Below are 12,502 nucleotides of genomic sequence, written 5' to 3'. Positions count from 1 at the left end.
AAATGCGGCAACCCGATGGATCCGGCAACCGATGTCGGCACCGTCATCAATGCCCGCTCGGCCGCGCTCTTCCAGGCCCGCGTCGACGACGCGGTGACGCAAGGCGCCGAAGTGCTCTACGGCCAGCGGGCCGAGGGTGCGCTGTTCCATCCGACCGTGGTCGACCGCATCCCCTACACCTGCGAGCTCGTGCGTGAGGAAACCTTCGGCCCGGTGATCCCGATCATCCGCGTGCCGAACGACATCGCCGAGGTGATCCGGATCTCGAATTCCACGGCCTATGGCCTGTCCTCGGGCGTCTGCACCAACCGCTTCGACTACATCCAGCGCTTCGTCGCGGAGCTCGAGGTCGGCACCGTCAACCTCTGGGAGGTTCCCGGCTACCGCATCGAGATGTCCCCCTTCGGCGGCATCAAGGATTCAGGCCTCGGCTACAAGGAGGGCGTCGTCGAAGCCATGAAGAGCTTCACCAACGTCAAGACCTGGTCCCTGCCCTGGACCGCATGACGAAGAAGACCAGCACAGGCGGAGCGATCCGCCTGTGTTTTACGATCTCAGGGGAAAACGCCGAAAGAGCGCTCTAATCGATCACCACGAGGGGATGAGAAGATGAAGAACTGGCTTGCTTCCTGCGTCATCGGCGCATTCGCGCTCGCGCTGCCTGGTGTCGCCCAGGCGCAGAAGACGAAGGTAACGATCTACACCGCTCTCGAGAACGACCAGCTCGGACCGTTCAAGGCCTCGATCGAGAAGGCCGTGCCGGACGCGGAGGTGGTCTGGGTCCGCGACTCCACCGGCGTCATCACCGCCCGCTTCCTGGCCGAAAAGGACAATCCGCGGGCGGACATGGTGATGGGCCTGGCCGCATCGAGCCTGCTCATGTTCGAGAAGGCCGGGCTGCTGGAAACCTACAAGCCGGCCGGCGCTGATGCGCTGAAGCCGGTCTTCCGCGATCCCAACAGCCCCTATACCTGGACCGGCATGGACGCCTATCTCGGCGTCGTGTGCTACAATACCGCCGAGGCCAAGGGCGTGCCCGTGCCGGCCTCGTGGAAGGACCTGCTCAACCCGGCGTTCAAGGGCAAGATCGTGATGCCCCATCCGGCCTCCTCCGGCACCGGCTATCTGATGGTCGCCGGCTGGCTGCAGAGCATGGGCGAGGCCGAAGGCTGGAAGTTCATGGACGGGCTTCACGAGAATATCGGCGCCTATCTCCATTCCGGTTCCGCCCCTTGCGTCCAGGCAGCCCGCGGCGAGCGCACCATCGGTCTGGCGCTCGACATGCGCGGCGCCTCCGAGAAGACCAAGGGCGCACCGATCGAGGTCGTGATTCCGAAGGAGGGCGTGGGCTGGGAAATGGAAGCCAGCGCCATCGTCAAGGGCAGCAAGAACCTCGCCGTCTCCAAGAAGATCGCCGACTGGTCGACGACCAAGGCGGCGAACGAGCTCTACTCGCAGACCTACGCCATCGTGGCTGCGCCGGGTGTCGAGAACAAGCCGGCCAACTATCCCGTCAATGCCGAGGCGGGGATGATCAAGAACGACCTGAGCTGGATGGCCGATAATCGCGAGCGCGTGCTCGCCGAATGGTCGAAGCGCTACGAGTCGAAGTCGGCGCCGAAGAACTGAGCCTTTGCCACGCCGCCGGCCCGCGCGAGCGGCCGGCGGCATGGTCTGTGCAAGACGCAAGTCCGTGCACGAAGCAAGTCCGTGCACCACGCAAGAGTGCGGCCTCGCCGTTGCCGGCGAGCCTGATCACTGCCTGTTCAGATGAAGGTCGGCATCATGTCCACGACTGCGCCCCCGTTTCTCTCGATCCGCGACCTCGCCAAGAATTACGGCGCGTTCCGGGCGTTGCACGATATCGATCTCGACATCCGCCGCGGCGAGTTCGTCTGCTTTCTCGGGCCGTCGGGCTGCGGCAAGACGACATTGCTGCGGGCCATCGCCGGCCTCGACCAGCAGGATGGCGGCACCATCCTCATGGGCGGGCGCGACGTGTCGCGAGCGAGCCCGTCGGAGCGCGACTTCGGCATAGTTTTCCAGTCCTACGCGCTGTTTCCCAATCTCACCGTCACCGACAATATCGGCTACGGCCTCGTCAACCGGCGTCGCTCGTCTGCCGAGATCGCGCGCCGCGTCGAGGAACTGCTGACGCTCGTCGGCCTGCCGGAGCAGGGCAAGAAATACCCGGTCCAGCTTTCGGGCGGGCAGCAGCAGCGCGTGGCGCTGGCGCGCGCGCTTGCCACCTCGCCGGAGCTGCTGTTGCTCGACGAGCCGCTTTCGGCCCTCGACGCCAAGGTCCGGGTGCGCCTGCGCGACGAAATGCGCTCGCTGCAGCAGCGGCTCGGCGTGACCACGATCATGGTGACGCATGACCAGGAGGAGGCGCTCGCGATGGCCGACCGCATCGTCGTGATGCGGGACGGTGAGGTCGAGCAGATCGGCACGCCCGAAGAGATCTACCGGCGCCCCGCCACGCCCTTCGTCGCCGACTTCGTCGGGCACATGACCTTCATGGATGCGATCGTGACCGGGCCCGGCCGGGTCCGTGTCGACGAGCTCGACCTGCTCGTCGCCAATGCCACCCCCTTCGCCGTGGGGACGCCGGTGCGGCTGGCCATGCGGCCCGAAGAGGTTCGCACCCGCAGCATCGGTGAGGATACGCCGAACCGCTTCGAGGCGCGGATCGGGGATCTGGCTTTCCTCGGCTCCTACTGCCGGGCGCATCTCGAGCCGACCAGCTCCCGTTCGACCCGGATCGCGGCCGATTTCTCGACCAATGCGATGCGCGATCTCGGCATCACGGCGGGACAGGTCTGCACCGTCGCCTTTCCGCCCGAGGCCCTGCATGTCTTTGCGGGGGGCGCACGATGAGCGACCTCGCACCACGGCTGACCATGATCGATGCGTCCGTGAAGGTATCGCCGGTGCGGATCAGCGAGCGCCATGTCGCCGGGGTCCTGATCGTCGCGCTCTGCGCGGTTTTGGTCCTGATCATCGCCCTGCCGCTCTGGGCGCTGCTCTCCAAGAGTCTCGAGGATACGCACGGGAACTTCGTCGGCCTGGCGAATTTCGTCAGCTATGCGACGACGCCGACGCTGTTCTTCTCGCTGCTCAACAGCCTCGCGGTCGCCAGTGCGACCACGGTCATCGTGGTGCCCCTCGCCTTCCTCTACGCCTATGCGCTGCGCCGCAGCTGCATTCCCGCCAAGGGCGTCTTCTATGCGGCGGCGATGATCCCTGTCTTCGCGCCGTCCCTGCTGTCGGGCCTCGCGCTGATCTATGTCTTCGGCAACCAGGGGCTGCTCAAGTCCTGGATGATGGGCGCCTCGCTCTACGGCCCGGTCGGCATCATCGCGGCGGAGACGCTCTACAGCTTTCCGCACGCCATGCTGATCCTCGTCACGGCGCTCGCCCTTTCGGACGGCCGGCTGCGCGAAGCGGCCGACGCGATGGGCACCTCGCGCTGGCGCATTTTCCGGACGATCACCCTTCCCGGCGCGCGCTACGGCGTGATCAGCGCCGTCTTCGTCGTCTTCACGCTGGTCATCACCGATTTCGGCATTCCCAAGGTGATCGGCGGGCAGTTCAACGTGCTGGCGACCGACGCCTACAAGCAGGTCGTCGGCCAGCAGAATTTCCCGATGGGCGCCGTGGTCGGCATCATCCTGCTGGTGCCGGCGGTGCTGGCCTTCTTCGTCGACCGCGTGGTGCAGCGGCGCCAGGGCGCCATGCTCTCGGCCCGCGCCGTTCCCTATGTGCCGCGCCCTGACCAGCGCCGCGATCTCGCCCTGCTCGGCTTCGTCGGCGTGATCGCCTTCGCGATCGTCAGCCCCTACGCGATCGCCTTCTGGGGCTCCTTCGTCAAATATTGGCCCTACAACCTGTCTCTGACCTTGAGCAATTACAACTTCGCCGCGGTCGAGCCGGATGGCTGGAAGACCTATGCCAACTCGTTGCTGCTCGCGTCCCTGACGGCGGTGATCGGCACGGCACTGATCTTCACCGGCGCCTATCTGATCGAGAAGGTGAAGCTCTACCCGCGGCTGCGCGCCTTCGCCCAGTTCCTGGCCATGCTGCCGATGGCCGTGCCCGGCCTGGTGCTCGGCCTGGGCTATGTCTTCTTCTTCAATGCGGGCTGGAATCCGCTCGGCTTCCTGTACGGGACGCTGACGATCCTCGTGATCAACACCATCGCCCATTTCTACACGGTCGGGCACATCACGGCGCTGACGAGCCTGAAGCAGCTCGACAGCGAGTTCGAGTCGGTTTCCGCCTCGCTCAAGGTGCCGTTCTGGTCGACGTTCCGCCGGGTGACGGCGCCGATCTGCATGCCGGCGATCCTCGACATCGCCGTCTATGTCTTCGTCAATGCACTGACCACGGTCTCGGCCGTGATCTTCCTCTATGGCGCCGACACCAAGCTCGCCTCGATCGCGATCGTCCATATGGATGAGGCCGGAGCCATGGCGTCGGCGGCGGGCATGGCAAGCATCATCATGTTCACGGCCATTGCCGTGAAACTCGCCCATGCCGGCCTCGACCGCCTGGTCTTCGGCCGCCTGCAGCACTGGCGGCAACGCTAGATCTTCGGGCCGATGCTTTAGCGGCGCGCGGGAGAACGTGACCATGGCAGCGCAGACGCCAACCCAGATCCTGCTTGCGCTCGCCGGCGAGGTCGCCCTGCTGCTCTGGAGCGTGCAGCTGGTGACGGCAGGCGTTTCGGCCGCCTTCGGCAGCCGCTTGCGCGCGTTGCTGGCGACAGGTCTCGACAGTCGCTGGCGGGCCTTCGGCGCGGGTCTCATGGTGACGGCCGGCCTGCAATCCAGCACGGCGACCGCGATGATGATCGCCTCGTTCTCCGGCGCCGGTTTGATCGCGCTGGCGCCGGCCCTGGCGATGATGCTCGGCGCCAATGTCGGGACGACGCTGATCGTCCAGTTCGTCGGCTTCGACACCAGCATGATGGTGCCGCTCCTGCTCCTCGTCGGCTATCTCGGCATGCGCCGCTTCGGCCGGTTGGCTGCCAATGAAATGGCGAAGGCGCTGTTCGGGCTGGGCCTGATGCTGCTGTCGCTTCGCCTGATGCAGGCCACCATGGCGCCGGTCGAGCACTCGCAGGTGCTGCGCGCGGTTCTCGGCGCGCTCTCGGGCGATCCGCTGATCGCCCTGCTCCTGGCCGCGGTGCTCAGCTTTGCCGCCCATTCCTCGCTTGCGGCGATTCTGGTCGTGATGAGCCTTGCCGCGACCGGGGTCGTGGGAACCCAGACCATGCTGGCGATGGTGATGGGCTGCAATCTCGGCACGGCGCTCAATCCCCTGGTTCAGGCCATGAACGGGAATGCCGCGGCCAGGCGCGTGCCGGTGGGCAACCTCGCCAACCGCATCCTGGGCTGCACGGCCGGCCTGTTGCTTCTGCCCGTGCTGACACCGGTCGTGGAGCGGTTCGCGAGCCATCCGGCGCAATCGGCGGCGCTGTTCCACCTTGCCTTCAACATCGTGATGGCTGTGCTCTTCCTTGTCCCGCTGCCGGCTTTCGCGGGCATTCTGACACGCCTGCTGCCCGATCCCGCGCCGGAAGCCGACCCCTCGCGCCCGCGTTATCTCGACACCGCAGCGCTCACGACGCCGACGCTCGCGCTCGCCAATGCGACCCGCGAGGTGCTGCATATGGCCGATGTCGTCGACGGGATGCTGAAGACGTCGCTCATGGCGTTCGAGGGCGACGATCCGGCCCGGGTGGCCGAGGTCAGCCGCGCCGACGACGTGCTCGACAACCTCTATAACCAGATCCAGCTCTATGTCGGCGCGATCGCGCATGAGACGCTGTCGCAATCCGACGAGCACCGGCTCTCGGAGGTGCTGACATTGGCGATCAATCTCGAGCATATCGGCGACATCATCGAGAAGAACCTGATGCAGATGGCCGGCAAGCGCATCCGCGACCAGCGCCGGTTGCCCGAGGACGCGCTTGCCCGCATCGCCGATACCCATGACCGGTTGCGGGATCACCTGCGCCTGGCGCTCACGGTCTTCATCTCGCAGGACGAAGCCACCGCGCGCCGGATCGTGCGCGAGAAGGAAACCTTCCGCGAACTGGAGCGGGAAGCGATCGAGGCCCATCTCGCCGAGATGCGCACCGGCAGCCGCGAAGCGGTGATCGTCAGCGCGCTCCAGCTTGATATCGCGCGCGATCTGAAGCGCATCGACGCCCATATCGCCGCCACCGTGCACGGACTTCTCGAACAGCGGGGAGCCCTGATGGGAAGCCGCCTGATGCGGGCGGCCGAGTGAGCGCACTTGCGGCTTGCCCACTCTTCGGGTGCGATGAAATCATCCTGCTCCCGCACTCCACCGTGTTCACCAGCAGCATGGTGACCGTTACCGGACCGCCGACGCCCGGAACGGGCGTGATGGAGGGGCTCCTGGAGCAATGACAGCAAGACTGCGTCGCGGCTTTGCCTCCGGAATTGCGTGAAGACAAAGAGCTAAGGGATTGCAGGTGAATCCGATTTTCACCGGAAACGCTCTAGATCATCGGACCGGATACCGTATCCAGCCCGATGATCTAACCCTTTGTCTTTGCATCGGCTTTGCCCCGAAAACCGCAATCCACCTTTCGGGCCGACGCTCTAGCGAAAAATGACGGTCCGCCGGCCGGCCAGCATCACCCGCCGCTCGATATGCAGGCGCAGCGCACGCGCCAGGACGACCGCCTCGATGTCACGCCCGACGCTGACGAGATCGTCGGGAGCCAGCGAATGATCGGCGCGCGCGACGTCCTGGTCGATGATGGGGCCTTCGTCCAGATCGGGGGTGACGTAATGGGCCGTCGCGCCGATCAGCTTCACGCCGCGATCATAGGCCTGATGGTAGGGCTTGGCGCCCTTGAAGCTCGGCAGGAAGGAATGGTGGATGTTGATCGCCCGCCCGTCGAGCGCACGGCAGAGATCGTTGGAGAGCACCTGCATATAGCGGGCGAGCACGACCAGCGACGCATCGGTCTGCGCAACCAGCTCCAGCAGCCTTGCCTCCTGCTCCGCCTTGGTCTCCGCCGTGACCGGCAGATAGTGGAACGGGATGCCGTAATTCTGCGCCAGCGGCTCGAAATCCCGATGGTTCGAGACGATCGCGGGAATCGTGATGTTGAGGTTCCCCGTCGCCTGGCGGAAGAGCAGATCGTTCAGGCAATGGCCGAAGCGTGACACCATCAGCAGGACGCGGGCCGGACGGGCCGTATCGACCGCGTCCCAGCTCATCTGGAAGGTGCCGGCTACGCCGTCGAACTCACGCCGGAACGCCGTGTCGTCGAAGCGGTCGCCGGCGGCGAAGGCAACGCGCATGAAGAAGCGGCCGTCGCGCGGATCGCTGAACTGCGCGCTTTCCAGGATGTTGCAGCCGTGCCGGTAGAGCACGCCGCTGACGGCATGCACGATTCCCGGCCGGTCCTCGCAGGCGAGGTTGAGGACACGGGCGGGCTTGCGCAGGACGATATCCCTGGGAATGGCGGGGGCGAGCGGCGTGAGATCGGTCATCCCCTCAGGCTCCGCGCGCCTGACCGCGGTCGAGCGGTGCGGCGAGGCTCGCCGTCACGGGGATCGCCGTGCCCGCGAGATCGATCGCCCAGTTGCGCGCGTCGAGCCAGGCCTGATCGATCGGCTCATGGCTTTGGGCCCAGCCGAGTGCGACGATTCCGTCGAGGGTTGCGCCGAATGCCGCGGAGGTGATCTCGCCGACCGGCCTGCCATCGGCCAGGATCGCCTCGCCGCCCCAGGCCATCTGACCATTCGGACGGGGGCCGACAAGCGCGACCAGCCGCTTGGTGCGCGGCGCCGCGCGGGCAATGGTGAGGGCGTCGCGGCCGATGAAATCGCCCTTGTTCAGCTTCACCGCGAAGCCGAGGCCAGCCTCGTAGGGATTGACGTCCGGCGTCAGCTCGCGTCCCCAGGCGCGGAAGCCCTTCTCGATGCGCAGCGAGTCGACCGCGTAGTATCCGACATCGACGAGACCGAGATCGGCTCCGGCCTCGTGCAGCAGATCGTAGATCGCGGCTGCGAATTCCGCGGGCACGTAGAGTTCGAAGCCCTCCCCCAGATAGGAGCGGCGGCAAGCCCAGGTCGTGGCATAGCCGATGGTGATCTGCCGGATCGCGTTGGCGGGGAAATCAACGGGATCGAAGGAGACGGGCGAGACGCGAGCGAGGATCTCGACGACCTTCGGGCCGGCCAGCGAGAGCACGGCATAGGCCGATGTCACGTCCGTCAGCGTCGCTCCCTCCGGAAGCTGGCGCCTGATCCAGTGCGCGTCGCGCGTCGCCTGGGCGGTGCCGGTCAGGAGCAGGTAGGTGTCGGGCGCAATGCGGGCGGCCGTGAGGTCGCTTTCGAAGGTGCCGCGCGCGTTGAGCAAGGCCGTGTAGACCGAGCTGCCCACCGGAACCGCGACATCATTGGCGGAGAGGCGCTGCAAGGCCGCTTCGGCCTGCGGACCCTGCAGCAGGAATTTGGCGAAGCTGCTCATGTCCACGAGCCCCGCCGTCTCGCGGCAGGCTCGATGCTCCGCAGCGACCGTTTCGAACCAGTTCTGCTGCCCGAAGGAATAGCGGATCCTGCGCTCATCCTCGGTGCGGGCGAAATAATTCGCGCGTTCCCACCCCATCTTGGAGCCGAAGACAGCCTGTTTGGCGGCCAGGCGCTCATAGAGCGGCGAGCGGCGGAAGGGCCTTGCGGTATCGAGTTCGCGGTTCGGCCAGGGCATGGCGTAGTGAAGGCCAAGCGTCTCCTTGATGCGATCCTTCAGCCAGGCCGGATTGTTGTTGAAGCTCGCGAAGCGGCGAATGTCGACGGGCCAGAGATCGCTCGTGGCCTCGCCCGCGACGATCCATTCGGCCAGCGCGCTGCCGGCGCCGCCGGCAGAGGCGATCCCCATCGAGTTGAAGCCGGCGCCGACATAGACACCCGCCACTTCCGGAGCCTCGCCCAGAAGGAAATTGTTGTCCGGCGTGAAGCTCTCGGGACCGTTGAGGAAGGTCTTGATCTCGGCCGTCTCCAGGGCCGGCACGCGCTGCAGCGCGTTTTCCATCAGGATGGCGAACTGGTCCCAGTCATCGGGCAGGAGCTGGAACTCGAACGGATAGGGGATGCCGTCCATGCCCCAGGGTTTTGCGTCGGGCTCGAAGCCGCCCATCACCAAGCCGCCGACCTCCTCCTTGTAGTAGGTGTAGCCATCGGGATCGCGCATCACCGGCAGGTCCGGCGTCACGCCCGCGATCTTGCCGGTGACGATGTACATGTGCTCGGCCGAATGCAGCGGCACGGACACGCCGCACATCTGCCCGACCGCGCGTGACCATTGTCCCGCGCAGATCACCAGGACCTCGCATTCGACCCGGCCCTGATCGGTCTGCACCGCCCTCACCCGGCCCTTCTCAGTCTCGACGCCGGTGACGCGGATCCCCTCGCGCACGATTGCGCCACGGCTACGGGCGCCGCGCGCCAGCGCCTGGGTGATGTCGGACGGGTTCGCCTTGCCGTCGCCGGGGAGCCAGACGCCGCCGACGAGATCGTCGGTGCGCATCACCGGCCATTTCTCGCCAGCCTCCTTCGGGCTCAGCTCCTCGATCTCCACCCCTTGAGCGCGCGCCGCCGAAATGGTCCGGCGCAGCTGCGTCATGCGTTCGGGCGTGCGAGCGACCGAAACCGAGCCGCAGCGCTTCCAGCCGGTGGCGAGCTCGGTCTCCTGCTCCAGCGACGCGTAAAGCTCGGTGGAATAGCGGATCAGGCGCGTCATGCTCGACTGGCTGCGCAGCTGCCCGACCAGGCCGGCCGCGTGCCAGGTGGTGCCCGAGGACAGGCGCCCCTGCTCGAGCAGGAGCACATCGCGCCAGCCGAGCTTGGTCAGATGATAGGCGACGGAACAGCCGACGATACCGCCGCCGATGATGACGACGCGAGATTGGGTGGGAATGGACATGAGCGCCTCCGCGATGGAGACAGCCTAGCAGGCAAAATCCACAAAACAACAAAAAACCACAAAACGGGCAAAATCAGGAAACGAGCAGGCGCACTCCGTTCCTGGTCAGGTTCGCCGCGATCGGCTCCGGCGGAAGCCGGTCGACCAGCAGTCCCGCGCAGGTTTCGTCGCCGCCGATCCGGCTGGGAAGGACAAGGCCGAACTTGCTGCTGTCGGCCATCAGGAAGCCTTGCTCCGCCGCGTTCAGGAGAGCGCTTCGGATGGCCGCTCCGGCGCGCGTGTAGTCGGTCAGCCGCCCTTCCGTGTCGACGCCGCCGACGCTGACGAAGGAGACATCCGCCGAAAGGCGCCCGATCGCCCGCAGGGCCTCCGTGCCCGAGGTCGCATCCTCGTTGGGGTCGAATTCGCCACCGATCAGGAAGACGCGGGCGCCCGGCAGCCGGCTGGCCAGCCGCGCATTCTCGAGCGACGTGGTATGCACGACCAGCCGCTTCCGGTCCGACCGCGCCAGCGCGCGCACCACGGCCTCGGTCGTGGTGCCGGAATCGAGCAGAATGGTCATGCCGTCGCCCAGCATGGAGGCGGCGAGCGTGGCGATCAGGTCCTTGCCTGTGCGGTTCACGGTCCGGCGGCTGGCGAAGGAGGCTTCCGAACGTTCGGCCCGGATCGCTCCGCCATGAACGACAGCGAGCAGCCCCTCGGCCGACAAGGCCTTGAGGTCGCGCCGGATCGTCTCGCGGGAGACGTCGAGCGACAGGGCCAGTTCCTCGACGCTGATCGATTCCTGTCTTTCGAGACTGTCGAGAATGATGCGATGCCGTCGCGCAGCGATGTCGCGGGTCATGGAAACGGAGCCAAAAATCCTGGTCGGCGGAAGAAGCCGTCCCAATCTGCCACATGTCGTCGATTCGCGCTTGGCAATCGAACGGGGATGGAAAAACATGACAGGCACCAACGGAATCGAGTGCCGCCAAGCTATAGCGCCGATAGATGGCCAACGGCCATAGATCATTTAGATTATAAAAATCGACATAAACTTACATAATCGAACAATCACCTCCACATACACTGAATATAACCCGCATTATTCAAAAACCCCATTCACCGTCTGAGAGATAGAACTCGAGCACGGCCGCAATCATCTCACTTGACTTCGCGGCCGTGACCTTTCACGTACATCTCATGCGTATCGATTCCCCTACTCTTCTCTTCGAGCGGGTGTGCCCCATCACGGGGGACTGAACCCGACCCGGCTGCGTCGCGGCCCGGTCCGGGCAGAGGCTGGCAGTCCCGCGTACCGCGGGTTGCGCAGGTCACACAGAGCGGCAACCCATTCAGACCTTCCTCTCATGACTGCCTGCAACTCGCTGGTGGCAAACATGATTTGCGCATTGAAACGACCAGTCACCGTGCTTCCGGCCAGCCATTATGTGCGGCTGCAAGAGCTGGCGCATTTGCTCGGCGAGCAAATTCATCCGCTCGCGTCCGCGCTTTTGCGCAAGCTGGACCGCGCCGCGTGGCGTGAGGCGGACGATATGCCGGAGCAAACGGTCCTGCTGGATGGTTTCGTCACCTATCGTGTCGGGGGCACGGGGCAGCCCGAACGCCGACGCTTGATCGATCCCGCAGACGGAATGTGGCCGCCCGCTGAGTTATCGGTGATCACGCCTCTGGGCATCACAGTGCTTGGGCTTTCGGTGGGCGATCGGGCCCCGATGATCGGGGCCGACGTTCGCGCGCCGCCATGGGTCGACGTCTTGGCGGTCGACCCTGTGACGACGTCGGGGATCGTCCGAGGGCTGCCCCCTCGAATGCGCGCACGATCCACTCGTCGTTGGCGGATCAGCCTCGATGGCCTAAGAACGGRCGACGCCTCCCAGGCAAAGGAGAATGATGGAACTTTCCCCGCTACTGCTGATCCTCATTCTGCCTTTCGTAGCCAGCCTGGCGGTGGTCCTGTCCCCGGGGGCCTCCCGCGAACCGGTGACCTGGATCACCGGTCTCACCTTGCTGGCCTGCCTCATCGTGACCTTGTCGCTCTACCCATCCGTGAGCGGCGGAGATGCCCTCCGGCATCAGATCGACTGGATCCCGTCTCTCGGACTGAACTTCACGCTGAGGATGGATGGCTTCGCCTGGATCTTCGCGGCTCTCGTCAGCGGTATCGGCCTCCTGGTCGTCATGTACGCCCGGTATTACATGTCCGCCGACGATCCGGTCCGGCGCTTCTATCTGTTCTTTCTGGCATTCACGGGCTCGATGCTGGGCGTGGTCCTTTCGGGCAACCTGGTGCTTCTGGTCGTGTTCTGGGAACTGACCAGCATCTTTTCCTTCCTGCTGATCGGCTACTGGCAGCAGAGCCAGGCAGCGCGCGACGGCGCCCGCATGGCCATGACGGTCACGGGCATGGGGGGCCTCGCCCTGCTGGGTGGCGTCCTGATCGTCGGTCATATCGTCGGCAGTTATGACCTCGACGACGTCCTCCGATCGGGCGACCTCATCCGTTCGCACACTCTATACGTCCCGGCGC

At 65.5% G+C, this 12,502-nt stretch carries 9 protein-coding genes; 6 read left to right on the top strand and 3 right to left on the bottom strand.

The annotated features are described in order from the left end of the window. The 5 genes from AC1D34_RS24550 to AC1D34_RS24530 all read left to right on the top strand — a co-directional run. Positions 1-507 (top strand): aldehyde dehydrogenase family protein (locus AC1D34_RS24550; protein ID WP_476825600.1); only part of this gene is annotated, 507 nt, incomplete at its 5' end. 102 nt (positions 508-609) lie between these two features. Continuing rightward, positions 610-1,629: a putative 2-aminoethylphosphonate ABC transporter substrate-binding protein gene (locus tag AC1D34_RS24545; RefSeq protein WP_441491357.1), complete on the top strand. Its 1,020-nt coding sequence runs from the start codon at positions 610-612 to the stop codon at positions 1,627-1,629. Between the two features lie 156 nt (positions 1,630-1,785). After that, positions 1,786-2,877: a putative 2-aminoethylphosphonate ABC transporter ATP-binding protein gene (locus AC1D34_RS24540; RefSeq protein ID WP_441491356.1), complete on the top strand. Its 1,092-nt coding sequence runs from the start codon at positions 1,786-1,788 to the stop codon at positions 2,875-2,877. Next, entirely contained in the window at positions 2,874-4,589 is a 1,716-nt protein-coding gene (locus AC1D34_RS24535; RefSeq protein WP_441491355.1) for a putative 2-aminoethylphosphonate ABC transporter permease subunit, read from the top strand. Before AC1D34_RS24540 ends, AC1D34_RS24535 begins: the two co-directional genes overlap by 4 nt. Before the next feature lie 43 nt (positions 4,590-4,632). After that, positions 4,633-6,297 carry a Na/Pi cotransporter family protein gene (locus AC1D34_RS24530; RefSeq protein WP_441491354.1) on the top strand — a complete coding sequence of 555 codons (1,665 nt, stop codon included), beginning with the start codon at positions 4,633-4,635 and terminating at the stop codon, positions 6,295-6,297. Between the two features lie 338 nt (positions 6,298-6,635). Here the strand turns inward: AC1D34_RS24530 and purU are convergent, their stop codons facing one another. From purU to AC1D34_RS24515, 3 genes are all read right to left on the bottom strand, one after another. Continuing rightward, positions 6,636-7,538, bottom strand: a complete 903-nt coding sequence (gene purU / locus AC1D34_RS24525; protein ID WP_441491353.1) for a formyltetrahydrofolate deformylase — start codon at positions 7,536-7,538, stop codon at positions 6,636-6,638. A 4-nt stretch (positions 7,539-7,542) separates the two neighbouring features. Continuing rightward, positions 7,543-9,972, bottom strand: coding sequence for a GcvT family protein (locus tag AC1D34_RS24520; RefSeq protein ID WP_441491352.1), 2,430 nt, complete (start codon positions 9,970-9,972; stop codon positions 7,543-7,545). A 73-nt stretch (positions 9,973-10,045) separates the two neighbouring features. Next, positions 10,046-10,816 carry a DeoR/GlpR family DNA-binding transcription regulator gene (locus tag AC1D34_RS24515; protein WP_441491351.1) on the bottom strand — a complete coding sequence of 257 codons (771 nt, stop codon included), beginning with the start codon at positions 10,814-10,816 and terminating at the stop codon, positions 10,046-10,048. Between the two features lie 1,049 nt (positions 10,817-11,865). On the opposite strand from AC1D34_RS24515, the gene AC1D34_RS24510 reads away from it, so the two are divergent. After that, positions 11,866-12,502, top strand: a 637-nt coding sequence (locus AC1D34_RS24510; RefSeq protein ID WP_476825599.1) for a proton-conducting transporter transmembrane domain-containing protein, incomplete at its 3' end; no start/stop codon positions are given.

The organism is Allobosea sp. P1_A7 (assembly GCF_056406775.1).
The sequence above is the reverse complement of the archived record's forward strand: the minus strand, read 5'-3'. Positions and strand labels throughout refer to the sequence as shown.